This is a genomic window from Streptomyces beigongshangae (assembly GCF_019710745.1).
GTDB lineage: Bacteria > Actinomycetota > Actinomycetes > Streptomycetales > Streptomycetaceae > Streptomyces > Streptomyces beigongshangae.
This window is the reverse complement of the sequence record NZ_JAHKJW010000019.1, coordinates 68,816-85,571: the sequence shown is the minus strand read 5'-3', so window position 1 is coordinate 85,571 and position 16,756 is coordinate 68,816. Positions and strand designations below refer to the sequence as shown.

The 16,756-nt window shown below is 69.1% G+C and carries 17 protein-coding genes; 16 read left to right on the top strand and 1 reads right to left on the bottom strand.

Features of this window, described 5'->3' with window-relative positions; translation table 11 throughout:
* Positions 1-6 precede the first annotated feature (6 nt).
* The 15 genes from secY to KM933_RS16930 all read left to right on the top strand — a co-directional run bounded on the left by secY (position 7) and on the right by KM933_RS16930 (position 15,082).
* Entirely contained in the window at positions 7-1,320 is a 1,314-nt protein-coding gene (secY, locus tag KM933_RS17000) for a preprotein translocase subunit SecY (RefSeq protein WP_221353018.1), read from the top strand.
* A complete protein-coding gene (locus KM933_RS16995) occupies positions 1,320-2,030 on the top strand; it encodes an adenylate kinase (RefSeq protein ID WP_221353016.1) in 711 nt (236 codons plus the stop codon). Before secY ends, KM933_RS16995 begins: the two co-directional genes overlap by 1 nt.
* A gap of 186 nt (positions 2,031-2,216) precedes the next feature.
* Positions 2,217-3,053 (top strand): type I methionyl aminopeptidase, encoded by an 837-nt coding sequence (gene map / locus KM933_RS16990; RefSeq protein WP_221353014.1) that lies wholly within the window; start codon positions 2,217-2,219, stop codon positions 3,051-3,053.
* Positions 3,054-3,357: 304 nt separating this feature from the next.
* A complete protein-coding gene (infA, locus tag KM933_RS16985) occupies positions 3,358-3,579 on the top strand; it encodes a translation initiation factor IF-1 (RefSeq protein ID WP_003948620.1) in 222 nt (73 codons plus the stop codon).
* Between the two features lie 57 nt (positions 3,580-3,636).
* Positions 3,637-3,750: a 50S ribosomal protein L36 gene (gene rpmJ, locus KM933_RS16980; protein WP_003998809.1), complete on the top strand. Its 114-nt coding sequence runs from the start codon at positions 3,637-3,639 to the stop codon at positions 3,748-3,750.
* Positions 3,751-3,984: 234 nt separating this feature from the next.
* Complete coding sequence (rpsM, locus tag KM933_RS16975; protein WP_221353012.1) at positions 3,985-4,365, top strand: 30S ribosomal protein S13; 381 nt, start codon at positions 3,985-3,987, stop codon at positions 4,363-4,365.
* Positions 4,366-4,434: 69 nt separating this feature from the next.
* Positions 4,435-4,839, top strand: a complete 405-nt coding sequence (gene rpsK, locus KM933_RS16970) for a 30S ribosomal protein S11 (RefSeq protein WP_003956432.1) — start codon at positions 4,435-4,437, stop codon at positions 4,837-4,839.
* 124 nt (positions 4,840-4,963) lie between these two features.
* Positions 4,964-5,986, top strand: coding sequence for a DNA-directed RNA polymerase subunit alpha (locus KM933_RS16965; protein ID WP_003966937.1), 1,023 nt, complete (start codon positions 4,964-4,966; stop codon positions 5,984-5,986).
* Positions 5,987-6,176: 190 nt separating this feature from the next.
* The gene (rplQ, locus tag KM933_RS16960) at positions 6,177-6,722 is read left to right on the top strand and encodes a 50S ribosomal protein L17 (protein ID WP_221353010.1); all 546 of its coding nucleotides are present in this window, start codon (positions 6,177-6,179) and stop codon (positions 6,720-6,722) included.
* An 83-nt stretch (positions 6,723-6,805) separates the two neighbouring features.
* Positions 6,806-7,663 carry a tRNA pseudouridine(38-40) synthase TruA gene (gene truA / locus KM933_RS16955; RefSeq protein WP_221353007.1) on the top strand — a complete coding sequence of 286 codons (858 nt, stop codon included), beginning with the start codon at positions 6,806-6,808 and terminating at the stop codon, positions 7,661-7,663.
* A 190-nt stretch (positions 7,664-7,853) separates the two neighbouring features.
* Positions 7,854-9,512, top strand: a complete 1,659-nt coding sequence (locus KM933_RS16950; protein ID WP_221353005.1) for a glycosyltransferase family 2 protein — start codon at positions 7,854-7,856, stop codon at positions 9,510-9,512.
* On the top strand, positions 9,509-10,540 hold the full coding sequence (locus KM933_RS16945) for a glycoside hydrolase family 26 protein (RefSeq protein ID WP_221353003.1): 1,032 nt from the start codon (positions 9,509-9,511) through the stop codon (positions 10,538-10,540). Before KM933_RS16950 ends, KM933_RS16945 begins: the two co-directional genes overlap by 4 nt.
* Positions 10,537-12,381, top strand: coding sequence for an ArnT family glycosyltransferase (locus KM933_RS16940; RefSeq protein WP_221353001.1), 1,845 nt, complete (start codon positions 10,537-10,539; stop codon positions 12,379-12,381). The genes KM933_RS16945 and KM933_RS16940 overlap by 4 nt, the downstream gene beginning before the upstream one ends.
* Complete coding sequence (locus KM933_RS16935; RefSeq protein WP_221353000.1) at positions 12,378-14,255, top strand: glycosyltransferase family 39 protein; 1,878 nt, start codon at positions 12,378-12,380, stop codon at positions 14,253-14,255. The genes KM933_RS16940 and KM933_RS16935 overlap by 4 nt, the downstream gene beginning before the upstream one ends.
* 74 nt (positions 14,256-14,329) lie before the next feature.
* On the top strand, positions 14,330-15,082 hold the full coding sequence (locus KM933_RS16930; protein WP_221352998.1) for a polyprenol monophosphomannose synthase: 753 nt from the start codon (positions 14,330-14,332) through the stop codon (positions 15,080-15,082).
* A gap of 31 nt (positions 15,083-15,113) precedes the next feature.
* Here the strand turns inward: KM933_RS16930 and KM933_RS16925 are convergent, their stop codons facing one another.
* Complete coding sequence (locus KM933_RS16925) at positions 15,114-15,989, bottom strand: hypothetical protein (protein ID WP_221352996.1); 876 nt, start codon at positions 15,987-15,989, stop codon at positions 15,114-15,116.
* Between the two features lie 320 nt (positions 15,990-16,309).
* Here KM933_RS16925 and rplM point away from each other — a divergent pair, with 320 nt between their 5' ends.
* Positions 16,310-16,753 carry a 50S ribosomal protein L13 gene (rplM, locus tag KM933_RS16920; RefSeq protein WP_010986363.1) on the top strand — a complete coding sequence of 148 codons (444 nt, stop codon included), beginning with the start codon at positions 16,310-16,312 and terminating at the stop codon, positions 16,751-16,753.
* Positions 16,754-16,756 lie beyond the last annotated feature (3 nt).

Sequence of the window (16,756 nt, the reverse complement as noted above, 5' to 3'; positions counted from 1 at the left end):
GGCACCGTGCTCACCGCGTTCGCCCGGGCGTTCAAGACGCCCGACCTGCGCAAGAAGCTGCTCTTCACGCTCGGCATCATCGTGGTCTATCGGGTGGGCACCCACATCCCGATTCCCGGTGTCGACTACAAGAACGTCCAGATCTGTATCGACAACGCGAGCCAGAACACCGGCCTCTTCGGCCTGGTCAACATGTTCAGCGGTGGCGCCCTGCTGCAGATCACGATCTTCGCGCTGGGCATCATGCCGTACATCACGGCGAGCATCATTCTGCAGCTGCTGACCGTGGTGATCCCGCGCCTGGAGGCCCTCAAGAAGGAGGGACAGGCGGGTACCGCGAAGATCACGCAGTACACCCGGTACCTCACGGTGGCCCTGGCGGTCCTCCAGGGCACCGGTCTGGTGGCCACCGCCCGCAGTGGCGCGCTGTTCACCAGCTGCCCGGTCGCGAACGAGATCGTGCCCGACCAGTCGGTCTTCGTCACCGTCACGATGGTCATCACCATGACCGCCGGTACGGCCACGGTCATGTGGCTCGGTGAGCTCATCACCGACCGCGGCATCGGCAACGGCATGTCGATCCTGATGTTCATCTCGATCGCCGCCACCTTCCCGTCGGCGCTGTGGGCCATCAAGGAGCAGGGCAGCCTGGCGGACGGCTGGATCGAGTTCGGCACCGTGATCGCGGTGGGTCTGGTCATGATCGGCCTGGTCGTCTTCGTGGAGCAGGCCCAGCGCCGCATCCCGGTCCAGTACGCCAAGCGCATGATCGGCCGCAGGTCCTACGGCGGCACCTCGACGTACATCCCGCTGAAGGTCAACCAGGCGGGCATCATCCCGGTGATCTTCGCTTCGTCGCTGCTCTACATCCCGGCGCTCATCGCGCAGTTCGCCGGGGGGACCGCCGGCTGGAAGACCTGGATCGAGCAGAACCTCGCGGACACGGCCGCGCCGCCGCACATCATCCTCTACTTCTTCCTGATCGTTTTCTTCGCGTTCTTCTACGTGGCGATCTCGTTCAACCCCGAGGAAGTCGCGGACAACATGAAGAAGTATGGTGGTTTCATCCCGGGCATCCGGGCCGGCCGGCCGACCGCCGAGTACCTGTCGTACGTGCTCAACCGGATCACCTGGCCAGGTTCGCTGTACCTGGGTCTGATCGCTCTCGTGCCGACGATGGCGTTGGCGGGCTTCGGTGCCAACCAGAACTTCCCGTTCGGTGGCACCAGCATCCTCATCATCGTGGGTGTCGGTCTGGAGACGGTGAAGCAGATCGAGAGCCAGCTCCAGCAGCGCAACTACGAAGGGTTCCTCCGCTGATGCGAATCGTCCTCGTCGGGCCTCCCGGGGCGGGCAAGGGAACGCAGGCCGCTTTCCTCGCCCAGAACCTGTCGATCCCGCACATCTCCACGGGCGACCTCTTCCGGGCGAACATCAGCCGGCAGACGGAACTGGGCAAGCTGGCGAAGTCGTACATGGACGAGGGCAACCTCGTGCCGGACGAGGTCACCATCGCGATGGCCAAGGACCGCATGGAGCAGCCGGACGCCGTGAACGGCTTCCTGCTCGACGGCTTCCCGCGGAACGTCTCGCAGGCCGAGGCGCTCGACCAGGCGCTGAAGGCCGACGACGTGGAGCTGGACGGGGTGCTCGACCTGGAGGTCCCCGAGGACGAGGTGGTCAAGCGCATCGCCGGCCGCCGCGTCTGCCGACTGGACTCCAGTCACGTCTTCCACGTGGCGTACAGCCCGTCGCGGAAGCCGGACGTCTGCGACGTCTGCGGCGGCGAGCTGTACCAGCGCGACGACGACACCGAGGAGACCGTCCGCAAGCGCCTGGAGGTCTACCACACCCAGACCGAGCCGATCATCGACTACTACCGGGCCCAGGGCCTGGTCGTGACGATCTCCGCGCTCGGCAAGGTGGACGAGGTCACCCGGCGTGCGATGGAAGCCCTCAAGGTCCAGGCCGAGGGCAGGACCGACGCCGGGGAAGACAGCAAGGACGACAGCCGGGGCGACGGCAAGTAGCCGTCCCGGCCGGACCGGCCGCGGTGCCCAGGGTGGGCGCCGCGGCCGTACTGTTGTGTACGTGACCGGGCGGGCACGGTGGCCGGGCGGGCACGGGAGCCCAGCAGGCACGGAAGCCGAACAGGCAGAGCAGCCGAGCAGGCACAGAAGCCGGACAAACAGAGAAGACGGAGAGCGCGGGCCCTCATGGTGCAGATCAAGACCCCCGAGCAGATCGCCAAGATGCGTGAGGCGGGCCTGGTCGTCGCCGCCGTCCACGCGGCGACGCGGGAAGCGGCGGTGCCCGGTGCCACGACGCGCGACCTCGACCAGGTCGCCCGCAAGGTGCTCGACGAGCACGGCGCGAAGTCGAACTTCCTGGGGTACGGCGGCTTCCCCGCCACGATCTGCACCTCGGCGAACGAGGTCGTCGTGCACGGCATCCCGAGCGACGACGTCGTCCTGAAGGACGGCGACATCATCTCGATCGACGCGGGCGCGATCGTCGACGGCTGGCACGGGGACGCCGCGTACACGGCGTTCGTGGGGTCCGGTCACGCCCCGGAGCTCGTCGAGCTCTCCCGGGTGACCGAGGAGTCGATGTGGGCCGGCATCGCGGCGATGAAGCTCGGGAACCGGCTCGTCGACGTCTCCCGCGCCATCGAGACGTACATCCGGCGCCAGCCGAAGCCCGGCGGCGGCAAGTACGGGATCGTCGAGGACTACGGCGGTCACGGCATCGGGACCGAGATGCACATGGATCCGCACCTGCTGAACTACGTGGAGCGGCGGCGCGGCAAGGGGCCGAAGCTGGTGCCCGGGTTCTGCCTCGCGATCGAGCCCATGGTGTCGCTGGGCACGCCGCGGACGAAGGTGCTGGCCGACGACTGGACCGTCATCACGACGGACGGCACGTGGTCGTCCCACTGGGAGCACTCCGTCGCCCTGACGGAGGAGGGGCCGCTGGTGCTGACCGCCCCCGACGGGGGCAGGGCGAAGCTGGCGGAGTACGGGATCACGGCTGCGCCCGATCCCCTGGGGTAGCCCTCCGGGGGCGCTGGGTGCCTCGGGGGAGGGTGGGTTGACGTGAGCGGCGCGTCCGCGGCCCGGTGGGGGCTGGTCGCGCAGTTCCCCGCGCCCCTTGAGGGGCGGCCCCTGAGGGGCGCCTCCTGAGGGGCGCCCCAAAAGAGGCGCGTCCCCGCTTAGGGATCTCTTTCGTAGGGCAGACTTTCTCGATTCGTCTTTCCGAGGGCCCTGGCGTAGACTGACTCGTCGGCTCTCGTGCATCCGCATGTCTGCATGTGGTAAGCGCGGAGTCGATCAAGGTAGTCGATTCGAAGGGCGAAGCGTGGCCAAGAAGCAAGGTGCCATCGAGATCGAGGGCACTGTCGTCGAGTCTCTTCCGAACGCCATGTTCAAGGTCGAGCTCCAGAACGGCCACCAGGTCCTGGCGCACATCAGCGGCAAGATGCGTATGCACTACATCCGTATCCTCCCTGACGACCGGGTCGTGGTGGAGCTGTCTCCGTACGACCTGACGCGTGGCCGGATCGTCTACCGATACAAGTAGATCTTGCCTGTGCTCCGCTTCGGCGGGGTGGTGGCACTGACCCGGAGAACCTCACCAATGAAGGTCAAGCCGAGCGTCAAGAAGATCTGCGACAAGTGCAGGGTGATCCGCCGTCACGGCCGGGTCATGGTCATCTGCGAAAACCCGCGCCACAAGCAGCGCCAGGGCTGACGCACGACCGCACCCTCTGCACCCGCAGAGCTTCGCGCGACGCAGCAGTACATGTTCATACGCAGGACCCGGATCCGCTGTTCACAGGGATCCGACACCCCCGGTCGGAGGCCGGGGACCCGATCCGTACCGAATCCCCGCTGCATTCGTCGCGTTGCGCCGAGGCCGAAGGGGACGACGGCGGGTGGGATCCGGTTCTGCGGAAGACCTCCGAACGACAACTGGAGCCATTGAATGGCACGCGTTTCCGGTGTTGACATCCCGCGCGAAAAGCGCGTGGAGGTTGCCCTCACCTACGTGTTCGGCATCGGCCGGACCCTCTCGCAGAAGACGCTGGCCGACACCGGCGTCAACCCCGACACCCGCGTCCGTGACCTCTCCGAGGAGGAGCTGGTCCGGATCCGCGAGTACGTGGACAACAACTTCAAGACCGAGGGTGACCTCCGCCGTGAGGTTCAGGCCGACATCCGCCGCAAGGTCGAGATCGGCACCTACCAGGGTCTGCGCCACCGCCGTGGACTGCCGGTCCGCGGTCAGCGCACCAGCACGAACGCCCGTACCCGCAAGGGCCCGCGTCGCGCCATCGCCGGCAAGAAGAAGCCGGGCAAGAAGTAGTCCTCAGCGGACAACGCTTCATCAGCGGTCTTCGCTGTAGGACCGACCACCTCCCCGTAGGAGTTATAGATGCCCCCCAAGGGTCGTCAGGGCGCTGCCAAGAAGGTGCGCCGCAAGGAAAAGAAGAACGTCGCTCACGGGCACGCGCACATCAAGAGCACGTTCAACAACACGATCGTCTCGATCACGGACCCCTCGGGCAACGTGATCTCCTGGGCCTCCGCCGGCCACGTCGGCTTCAAGGGCTCGCGCAAGTCCACCCCCTTCGCCGCGCAGATGGCCGCCGAGTCGGCCGCCCGCCGCGCGCAGGAGCACGGCATGCGCAAGGTCGACGTCTTCGTGAAGGGTCCGGGCTCCGGTCGCGAGACCGCGATCCGCTCCCTCCAGGCCACCGGTCTCGAGGTCGGCTCGATCCAGGACGTGACGCCCACGCCGCACAACGGCTGCCGTCCGCCCAAGCGCCGTCGCGTCTGACGCACGGTCGTCCCACGTTTTTCCCGGGCCCGGGCGGCACGGCTCCTCGGAGCCGTGCCGCCCGTACCCTTGAAGTACTCAAGGGCATCAAATAGTGGGTGCCCATGACTGAAGGACTCACTTCATGCTGATCGCTCAGCGTCCCTCGTTGACCGAAGAGGTCGTCGACGAATTCCGCTCCCGGTTCGTGATCGAGCCGCTGGAGCCGGGCTTCGGCTACACCCTCGGCAACTCCCTCCGCCGTACGCTCCTCTCCTCGATCCCCGGTGCCGCCGTCACCAGCATCCGGATCGACGGCGTCCTGCACGAGTTCACCACCGTGCCGGGCGTCAAGGAGGACGTCACCGACCTGATCCTCAACATCAAGCAGCTGGTCGTCTCCTCGGAGCACGACGAGCCGGTCGTGATGTACCTGCGCAAGCAGGGCCCGGGTCTGGTCACCGCCGCCGACATCGCGCCCCCGGCCGGTGTCGAGGTGCACAACCCGGACCTCGTCCTCGCCACGCTCAACGGCAAGGGCAAGCTGGAGATGGAGCTGACCGTCGAGCGCGGTCGCGGTTACGTCTCCGCCGTGCAGAACAAGCAGGTCGGTCAGGAGATCGGACGCATCCCGGTCGACTCGATCTACTCGCCGGTCCTCAAGGTCACGTACAAGGTCGAGGCGACCCGTGTCGAGCAGCGCACCGACTTCGACAAGCTGATCGTCGACGTCGAGACCAAGCAGGCCATGCGTCCCCGTGACGCCATGGCGTCGGCCGGCAAGACCCTGGTCGAGCTGTTCGGCCTGGCCCGCGAGCTCAACATCGACGCCGAGGGCATCGACATGGGCCCGTCCCCGACGGACGCCGCCCTCGCCGCCGATCTCGCCCTGCCGATCGAGGAGCTGGAGCTCACCGTTCGGTCGTACAACTGCCTCAAGCGCGAGGGCATCCACTCCGTGGGTGAGCTCGTGGCGCGGTCCGAGGCCGACCTGCTCGACATCCGCAACTTCGGTGCGAAGTCGATCGACGAGGTCAAGGCGAAGCTGGCCGGCATGGGCCTGGCCCTGAAGGACAGCCCGCCCGGATTCGACCCCACCGCTGCGGCGGACGCCTTCGGGGCGGACGACGACGCGGACGCCGGGTTCGTCGAGACCGAGCAGTACTAGTCGCTCGGCCGGACCGGCTGAGTTCTGGCTGCGGGCCCGCCGTGGCTGGTCGCGCAGTTCCCCGCGCCCCTGACGGGGCACGGGTCCTCCGGAGCCTTGAAAAAAGTCCGGATCTTCGACAGGCGATCGCCTGCTCGGACACTGACCCCGGTACCTGATACGGCCGGGGCAGACACCTAGGAGAAACATCATGCCGAAGCCCACCAAGGGTGCCCGTATGGGCGGCAGCGCCGCGCACGAGAAGCTGCTTCTCGCGAACCTCGCGAAGTCGCTCTTCGAGCACGGCAAGATCACGACCACCGAGGCGAAGGCCCGCCGCCTGCGGCCGTACGCCGAGCGTCTGGTCACCAAGGCGAAGAAGGGCGACCTTCACAACCGCCGTCAGGTCCTCTCGGTCATCACGGACAAGAGCATCGTGCACACGCTCTTCACCGAGATCGGCCCGCGCTACGAGAACCGCCCGGGTGGCTACACCCGTATCACCAAGATCGGTAACCGCCGTGGCGACAACGCGCCCATGGCCGTCATCGAGCTGGTGGAGGCCCTGACCGTGGCCCAGGAGGCCACCGGTGAGGCCGAGGCGGCGACCAAGCGGTCCGCCAAGGAGGACAGCCTGAAGAAGTCCTCCGAGGACACGGCTCCCAAGGACGAGGCCGCCGAGGCCAAGTCCGACGAGGCCGTCGAGGACGCCAAGCCGGCCGAGGACGCCGCCGAGGAGTCCAAGAAGGACGCGTAAGCGTTCTGCCGGGGACCACGCGTCGGCGGGCCCGCTCCTTTCCAGGAGCGGGCCCGCTCTCGTATTTCTGAAAGGATCTCCAGGTGAGTGACGAAGCAGCGCCCGGTCATGTCCGTGTCCGGATGGATCTCTCGTACGACGGGAGCGAGTTCTCCGGGTGGGCCAAGCAGGCCCGGGGGCGCAGGACCGTGCAGGGCACGATCGAGGACGCCCTGCGGACCGTGACGCGGTCGGGCGAGGCCGTGTACGAGCTGACCGTGGCCGGACGGACCGACGCCGGGGTGCACGCCCGGGGGCAGGTGGCACATGTCGACCTGCCCGGGGAGCTGTGGGCCGAGCACCGGGAGAAGCTGCTGAAGCGGCTGGCCGGGCGGCTGCCCAAGGACGTGCGCGTATGGGCGCTGACGGAGGCGCCCGGCGGCTTCAACGCGCGGTTCTCGGCCGTCTGGCGGCGGTACGCCTACCGCATGGCCGACCACCCGGGCGGGGTCGACCCCCTGCTGCGCGGCCATGTCCTGTGGCACGACCGGCCGCTCGACGTCGACGCCATGAACGAGGCCGCCCGGGGACTGCTCGGGGAGCACGACTTCGCCGCGTACTGCAAGAAGCGCGAGGGCGCCACGACCATCCGTACGCTCCAGGAGCTGAGCCTGGAGCGGGGGAGCGACGGGGTCGTGACCGCCACCGTGCGCGCCGACGCCTTCTGCCACAACATGGTGCGCTCGCTCATCGGGGCGCTGATCTTCGTGGGGGACGGGCACCGCGGCGCCGACTGGCCCGCGAAGGTGCTCGCCGCGGGGATACGGGACTCCGCCGTGCACGTGGTGCGGCCGCACGGGCTGACGCTGGAGGAGGTCGGGTACCCGGCCGACGAGCTGCTGGCGGCGCGGAACAAGGAGGCGCGGAACCGGCGGACGCTGCCGGGGGCGGGGTGCTGCTGAACGGCCCGCGCAAGAGGCACAATCAGTGATGTCTGCCCACTGTGGCGGGTGACGAAACCCCGGCGTAACAGATCCGTTCGGACGTACCCCCTGAAACTCGGTTATGCTTTCGCTGCTCGGTTGAAAGTTCGATCAAGGGTCGCCGAGCTCAGGTGGGGGTTACGGGCCTGATCGGCCCCGGGGGTTTCGCATGGGTGCGGTGGGCACTGCTCGCGTTCCGCAGAACAGGAAACGAAAGAAGGCGCCGCGGAGCCGTGAACTCCGTGGGCTCCGTGAACTCCATGAGATCCATGGGCTCCTGCCGACGCCGCCGGACGACGTCGAGAAGTACTCGTACTCACGCCGGTACCTGTGGGTGCTGACGGTCGGTTCGCTGATCAGCTTCGCGTGCCTGGCCGTGAGCCAGTTCCTGTTCACGGCCTCCAGCCCGTGGTTCTGGCTGACGCTGCCGCTGCTGGCGTTCGTCATCGCGGACTACCTGATCTCGCTGTACCTCGACGGGCTCAGCAAGGACTTCGACATCAAGGGCCACAAACGCCTCGTGCGCACGTGGCGGCCCCCGGTGTACCCGAGCGTGGACATCTTCCTGCCGGTGTGCGGTGAGCCGCTGGAAGTGCTGCACAACACCTGGGTCCATGTGAACCGGCTCGCCGGCAGCTACCGGGGCGCCGTGAGGACGTACGTCCTGGACGACGCGGCCGAGGCCGAGGTCGGGGCCATGGCCGCCGACTTCGGCTTCCACTACGTGGTGCGGCCCGACCGCGGCTGGTTCAAGAAGGCCGGCAACCTCAACCACGCCTTCGAGAAGACCGGCGGCGACCACATCCTGATCCTGGACGCCGACTTCGCGCCGCGCGCCGACCTGCTCGACGAACTGCTGCCGCACATGGACGCCGACGAGAAGGTCGCGATCGTGCAGTCGCCGCAGTTCTTCCGCATCGTCGACCGGCAGAACTGGATCGAGCGCGGCGCGGGGGCCGTTCAGGAGCAGTTCTACCGCTCCGTGCAGACCTCCCGCGAGGACCTGGACGGTTCCATCTGCGTCGGCTCGTGCGCCGTGTACCGGCGCGCGGCCCTGGAGCAGACCGGCGGCATCACCCTGATCGAGCACTCCGAGGACATGTACACCGGGTTCGACCTGCGGGCCCTCGGCTGGAAGCTGCGCTACGTGCCCGTCGCGCTGTCCGCCGGGGTGTGCCCGGACACGGCCGGAGCCTTCCACAACCAGCAGTACCGCTGGTGCATGGGCTCGCTCGAACTGCTCACCAGCAAGCGGTTCTGGGAGATGGACCTCAAGTTCAAGACCCGGCTCTGCTACGTGTCGGGCTTCCTCTACTACCTCCAGACCGCGCTCGCCACCTTCATCGCGCCGGTCATCCCGCTCGGCCTGCTGGTCCTGCGCCCCGACCTGCTGCGCGCCGAGGCCGCCCTGTGGGTGCTGCCGAGCATCGCGTACGTAACGCTGGTGCTGCCGCTGTGGCACCGGGCGCCGTACCGGCTGGAGGCATGGGCCGTGCGGGTCATGTACGGCTGGTCGCACGTCTTCGCCGTCTGGGACGTGCTGCGGGGCCGCCCGATGGGCTGGAAGCCCACGGGTTCGGCGGGCGCCAAGAAGAACGGCATGCGCCGCTACTGGAACTGCATGATCCTCTGGACCGGCGGCACGGCCGTGGTCTGGGTCGCCGTCGCCGCCTGGCGCATGCTCACCCTCTATCCGCCGGACTTCGCGCTGATGCTGTCGGCCGGACTCTTCTACGCGATGGTCGTCGGCCGGGTCCTCGTGCAGCCGCGCGCCCAGGAAGCGCGGGAAGTACCGGAAGCACAGGAAGTGCAGGAAGCGACCGCATGAGTTCTTCCGTACGCCGCGTGCGGGCGCTCGCCGCCGTGCTCGTCGCCGGTGCGCTCCTGGCCGGGTGCAGCACCTTCTCCGAGGAGGGCCGCGACCAGTACGAGCGCAGCCGGGGCGCGCAGCCGGGTGCCGTGGACGGCGGTGACTCCGGCGGGTCCGCGAAGCCGGAGCCGCCGTACGACGTGCGGCCGCTGCTCGAACCGGAGAAGAAGTACCTGGGGGTGGCCGCCGACGGTGCTCCCGCCAGGATGGGGGCCGTCGAGGACTTCGCCGGGCGGGCCGGCAAGAAACCCAACCTGGTGGAGTTCTACTCCGCGTGGGGCGACCGGTACGAGCAGGCGCTCGTGCGGAACTCCTGGGACTACGGGGCGCTGGCGTTCATCGCGTGGGAGCCCTTCGGGACGAGCATGAAGGACATCGCCTCCGGCAAGGAGGACGCGTACATCCGTGAGTACGCGCAGTCCGTCAGGGAACTGAACCTGCCCGTCGCGCTCAGTTTCGCGCACGAGATGAACGGCTTCTGGTACCCCTGGGGCACCGAGAGGACGAGCGCGGCCGACTTCACCGCCGCGTACCAGCACATCCACGACCTCTTCGGCGAGGAGGGCGCCACCCAGGTCATCTGGGTGTGGAGCCCGAACGTCACCCACCCGATGCCGAAGGTGAAGCTGGAGCCGTACTGGCCGGGCGACGACTACGTCGACTGGGTCGGTGTCGTCGGCTACTACGCGGACACGGGTCCCTCGACCTACCAGTCGCTGTACGGGCCGACGATGGCCCAGATCCGGGGCTTCACGCGCAAACCCCTCATCATCGCGGAGACGGCGGCGCAGGCCGGTGAGCGCAAGCCCGCCGCCATCAGGTCCCTCTTCCGGGGGACCGCGGAGCGCGACGACGTCATCGGGTTCGTCTGGTTCAACTTCGACAAGGAGACGGACTGGCGCATCGAGAGCGGTCCGCTGTCCGAGAAGACCTTCAAGCAGGAGGCGGCCGACCCGCGCTTCGGATTCGACGTGACCAAGCCATGAACGACCGAGGCACGCCCACGCGGGCGGACGGCCCCGAGACGCACGACGAGTACGGGCACGGGTACGGGTACGGGTACGGGCAGCAGTACGGCCGGGAGGACCAGCCGTACCACGGTCACGGTCACGGCCAGGGCCAGGTCACCGAGACCGGCGGCTGGCGTTTCGACGCCCACGACCTGACGTCCTCGTACACGGACCAGCAGGCGTACGAGACGTACGCGCCCTTCGACCCGTACGCGTCGTACACCGAGCCCCGGCCCCGGCCCGGACCCGAGCAGGCTCCCGCGGCCGTCGCGCCCGAGCCGGCGAAGCCCGGTTACACCCTGCCGCCCGTACAGGAGTCGGCGTGGTCGGTGGACGGAGGACGCAGCAGGCTGCTGGGGCGCTGGGTGCTCCTGTGCGTGCTGCTGATCCAGGCGGGGCTCTCGCTGCGGCTGCGCGGCACCGCCTTCCAGGACGAGGCGCTCTACATCGCGGCCGGTCACCACGAGATCGGCAACATCCTGAACGGCACGCCCGTGCCGGGCGACTTCGAGGGCTACTTCTCGGGCTACCCGAAGCTGTACCCGGTGCTCGCGGCCATGGTCGACAGCGTGGCCGGGCTCGCCGGAGTGCGCGTCGTCAGTCTTCTCCTCATGCTCGGCGCGACCGCGCTGCTGTACGCGACGACCCGCCGGATGTTCAACGTCCGGGCGGCGCTCGGGGCGGCGGCCCTGTTCTCCGTCATCCAGTCGACGGTGTTCCTCGGCAACTTCGCCACCTTCGACGCCCCGGCGGTCTTCCTGCTGGCCCTGTCGTTCTGGATCGTCGTAAGGACCGGCCGGTCGCACATCGCGGCGGTCGTGCTCGCGGCGCCCCCGGCGTTCCTGGCCTTCGGCACGAAGTACGCGGCGGGCCTCTACCTGCCGACCCTGGTGGTCCTCGCGGTGCTCACCGCGTACCGGCACCGCGGCGTGCTCGCGCTCGTCCGCGGCGTCCTGCTCGGCGGGGCGATGCTCCTCATGCTGGGCGTCGCTTACGTCTTCGCCGGTTCGCTCGGCGGTATCAGCCAGACCACCACCGACCGTGCCAAGGGCGCCGACACGGCGATGACGATCCTGCGGCACAGCTCCGAATGGGGCGGGCTGATGTTCCTCGCCGCGCTCGGGGGCTCGATCGCCTATGTGGTCCGCCCGCACATGGGCGAGATGCCGTGGGTCGACAGACAGGGGCCGGGAAGGTTCCGGCGGATCTCGCTCGGCGTGGTGCTGACCGGGACGGCGCTGCTCGCCCCGGCCTACCAGATCCACCTGCAGACGGAGATCTCGCTCTTCAAGCACGTGGGCTTCGGACTGCTCTTCGCCGGCCCGATGGCGGGCCTGGGCATGTCCCGGCTCGTCGGACCGCACTTCAGGCACCCGCAGCTCGGGATCATGCTGTACGTGCTGACCCTGGTGTTCGGCATGGTGCAGTCGCAGCAGGCGTACAGCTTTCCGGACTCCAGGGAGATGACGGCGATCCTGCGCACCATGGTCGACCGCGAGGGCAGTTACCTCGCCGAGGAGCACGAGGTCCCCGCGTACTACCTGCGGGACAAGACCGACTACGGCCAGTGGCAGAGCACGTTCGGCATGGACTACCAGGACAGGAAGGGCAGGCAGCACTCCGGCCCCGATGCCTACCGTGCCGCGGTCGAGGACGCGAAGTTCGACGTCATCGTGTTGCGCGGGACCGTCACGCCGGAGGTCGACCAGGCCGTGGCCGACGCGTTGCGCGGCAATCCCCACTACCGCCTGGCCGCGGTGTCGCGCTTCACGACGAGCAAGGGCGACGGTGCGTTCCGGATCTGGGTGAAGCGATGAGTGGCGACGCCTTTCCGCCGTACGAAGGCGGACGTCCCGAGGCCCAGGGGGACCACGACCTGTACACGGGACGGAGTGCCTATGCCGGGCAGGGCTCGTACACGGGGCAGGGCTCCTACGCGGGGCAGGGCCGGTACGCGGGCCAGGACGGTCACGCCGGTCCCGGGCAGGACGCGTACGCCGGTCCCGGGCAGGCCCCGTACGGCGGCGGGCACCGTAGTCACACGGTCACCGGCCCCGCGGAGCCGGCGACCACCTCCGCGGGGCCGGCGGCCGTCTCCCCGGAGCCGCCCGAGGGCGGGACCGGCGACGAGGGGTCCGGGCGCCCCGGGGGCGGGGGCCGACTCGCCACGGCGGTGACCTTTCTGCTGCCCATGGCGGTCGCCCTCGCCCTGATCCTGCGCGGCATCGGCGACCGGCAGCTCTGGCGGGACGAGCACGCCACCTGGTGGGCGGCCTCGCTGTCGTTGCACGACCTGAGCCTGCTGATCCGGTCGATCGACGTCGTGTTCACGCCGTACTACGTGTTCATGCACGGCTGGGTGGCCCTCGCCGGGGACTCCCCGACCGCGCTGCGCATCCCGGGCGCGGTGGCCATGGCGGCCTCCGCCGGGCTGCTCGCCCTCCTGGGGCGGCGGCTGTTCACCCCGCAGACGGGGATCCTCGCGGGGCTCGCCTTCGCCGTCGTCCCGGTCACGACCCGGTTCGGGCAGGAGATACGGCCGTACGCCTTCGCCGTGGCGGCCGTACTGCTGTCGACGCTGCTGCTCGCACGGGCCCTGGACAGGCCGTCCTTCAAGGTGTGGGTCGCCTACACCCTGTCGGTGCCGCTGATCGGCTGGAGTCACCTGGCCTCGGTGGCGGTGCTCGGCGCGCATCTGGTGATGATCGTGGCGGCGCGGCGCGCGGGTGACAGGATCGTCGGCTGGGCCTACGCCGCGGCCTTCACCCTGGGCATGTCCTTCGTCGTTCCGATGGCCGTCTCGGGCTCGGGGCAGAGCGGGCAGATCGCCTGGAACAACCCCGGGGTCGAGGACCTGCTGGACTTCCCGGAGAACCTCTTCGGTTCCCGGGCGGTGGCCGTGCCGGTGATGGTGCTCGGAGTGATCGGGCTGTTCTTCGCGGGCCGGTCGGCCCTGCCGCTGGCCGTCTGGGTCGTGGTGCCGCCGGTGGCGACCTATGTCACCGCCGCGCAGCTGCACCTCTTCCTGCCGCGCTACCTGCTGTTCACGGCGCCCGCCTGGGTGCTGCTCGCCGCCGTCGCCGTGGTCCGGATCGCGGGGCCCGTGGCCGGGACCGGGGCCGTGGCCGGGACCGGGACAGGCACCGGGACGGCCGCGCGGCGCGGCCTGGGCCGGGTGCTCGTGGCGGTCGCGGTCGCCGCGATCGCCTTCCAGTCGCTGCCGGGCATCCGTGAGACCCGGCAGAACGCGCTGGGCGAACCGGACTTCCGCGGTGCCGCGCGGATCATCGAGGCCGGACAGAGGAAGGGCGACGGCATCGTCTTCAGCGGTGTGATGACGGAGCGCCGGGCCATGGCCTACGAATTGCGCGACGTCGCGGGCCGTCCGAAGGACCTGCTGATGTCCCGCACCCCGCAGGAGCGGGGCTCGTTCGACGCGGCCGAGTGCGCGCATCCCGCCGAGTGCCTGGCCGGGACCGACCGGCTGTGGCTCGTGTCGACGACGCCCGACGGGCAGCCGTTCAGCGGTATGCCGAAGGCGTCGGCGGCCGGGATCCGCAAGGGCTTCGAGGTCGTGAGGACCGAGAGGCTGCCATACCTCCAGCTCGTGCTCCTCGAGAGGACACGCGCCGCGACGGACGACTCGCCCCTGGAAAGGGACGACGCCGCCAAGCGCAGGGTGCACACCTGAGTTGGGTTCCGCAGTTCCGGACGCGGGGGACCCCGTGTCCGGACGGGGGCAATCGAATGGGGAGGGCGAAAGAGATGACGTACGACCTGGGGGCGGACGTGGCCGTCACGGTGGTGATGCCCACGTACAACGAAGCGGCCAATCTGCCGGGAATGGCCGAGGCCGTGCTGCAACTGCCGCTGGCCGGGCTGCACCTGAAGGTGGTGGACGACTCCAGTCCGGACGGTACCGGACGGATAGCCGAGGAGCTCGCGGAGAAGTACAACGGCGACGGGCCCCACCGGATGAGCGTGCTGCACCGGACCGCGAAGGACGGGCTCGGGCGCGCGTACGTCGCGGGCATGAGCGCCGCGCTCGACGAGGGCGCCGAGTACGTCGTGCAGATGGACGCCGACGGCAGCCACCCCGTGGAGGCGGTCCCCCGCATGCTCGGCACCGCCGTGGCCTCGGGTGTCGGCCTGGTCGTCGGCAGCCGGTACGTCGAGGGCGGCTCGCTGGACGAGGAGTGGAGCGCGCACCGCGTGCTGCTGTCCCGCTTCGCCAACAGCTACGCGCGCACCGTGCTCGGCACGAAGATCCGCGACATCACCGCGGGCTTCAACCTCTGGTCGGCCCGGACCCTGCGCGACGTGGACCTGCACTCCCTGGACAGCGCCGGGTACAGCTTCCAGGTCGAGCTCAAGTACAAGGCCGTACGCGCGGGGCACAGCGCCGTGGAGATCCCGATCCGCTTCGAGGAGCGGACCGAGGGGGTCTCGAAGATGACCCTGCGCACCCAGCTGGAGTCGGCCCTGGTGCCGGTGAGGCTGCGGCTCAGACACCGGTGAACCGGTGACGGCGGACGGGTGGGCGGTCGTCCTACCGGCCGGCCTCGGCCGCGGCCGACGCCTGGGCCTCGCCGCGGCGGCGGATCTGGCGGAACGTGAACTCGGCCAGGTCGTCGCCGGTCCTGAAGACCTCGGCGTCCTTCGGGGTCACGTCCTTGCCGTTCGTGAAACCGGCGACCGTGAAGTAGGCGTAGCGGCCGTACGAGTTGGTCGTCGAGCGGCAGATCGCGGAGCGGCAGAAGACCGGGACGTCCTCACCGGGCAGGGACTGCACGACGCTCTGCTTGTCGGCGTCGGTCTTCGCCTTCAGCGCCCTGGCCTCGGTGTCGAAGACGGCCACGCCGACCGTCACCGCCACCCCGTCCTTCGCGTACGTGACGCGCATCAGGCGGGTGCAGCCGTTGTCGGTCAGGACGGCGCCGAGCGTGCCCTGCGCGGCCGCCGCGCAGTTCTTCGTGGACGCCAGCGCGCCCTTCTTGTAGACGGTCTCGCCCATCGTCAGCCGCGTGCCCGGGAAGAGGAGGTCCGGGCCGAGCGTCGCGGTGTCCTTCTTCACATCGGATATGAAGTCCTTCGGGTCCAGCGGCGGCGGCGCCGAGGTCTCCTCGAAGGACGGACCGGGCCCGGTGGTGTCCGCCGGGACGTCCGCGGTGGCGGGCAGCTGGGAGGCCGGTCTGTTCGAAGCCTGCCCGTTGCCGTCCGCCGAGACCACCGCCAGGGCGACGGCCGCGCCCACGGCCACGGTGGCCAGGGCGCCGCCGCCTATCAGCATCCACCTGCGGCGCCGGTTGCGTGCCTCGGCCGCCTCGGCCAGCGCCGCCCAGTCCGGCGAGCTGTTGCTCCACCGAGGCGGCTGAGAACCCGATCCCCCGGAGCCCCACTGGGGTCCTCCCTGCCCAAAGCTCATGGGCCGCATCTTAGACGGGGCAAGGGGAGTACCGGGCCCCGCGGGTCCGCCCGGTACCGTCCCGGAACCCGGCGGAAACCCGGTGGGGGACCGCGGACGGCCCCGCGTTTTGACCCGTACGGGCCACCGCGGGTATTCTTGCGGTTCGTTATGTGTATTGGCTTGCTCATTCTCACGTGAGGGGCCCTTACACCGGTCCACCGGGCCGATGACCAGCGGCAGGACTCGGTTGCGTCACCGAGGTCCGCCAGGGCTGTCGTACATCGTCCGTGGTGGCCCATTGTCAGGACCCACTCACTGAAGAAGCGAAGGCTACGACCGTGCGTACGTACAGCCCCAAGCCCGGCGACATCACTCGCCAGTGGTACGTCATCGACGCCCAGGATGTCGTCCTGGGTCGTCTGGCGACCACCGCCGCGAACATCCTGCGGGGCAAGCACAAGCCGATCTACGCGCCGCACGTCGACGCTGGTGACTTCGTCATCATCATCAACGCCGACAAGGTGCACCTCTCCGGCAACAAGAAGACCCAGAAGCTGGCGTACCGCCACTCCGGTTACCCGGGTGGTCTGCGCTCCGTCCGCTACGACGAGCTGCTGGCGAAGAACCCCGAGAAGGCCGTCGAGAAGGCCATCAAGGGCATGATCCCCAAGAACACCCTGGGCCGTCAGGTGCTCTCGAAGCTGAAGGTCTACTCGGGCGACCAGCACCCGCACGCTGCCCAGCAGCCGGTGCCGTTCGAGATCACCCAGGTCGCGCAGTAGTTC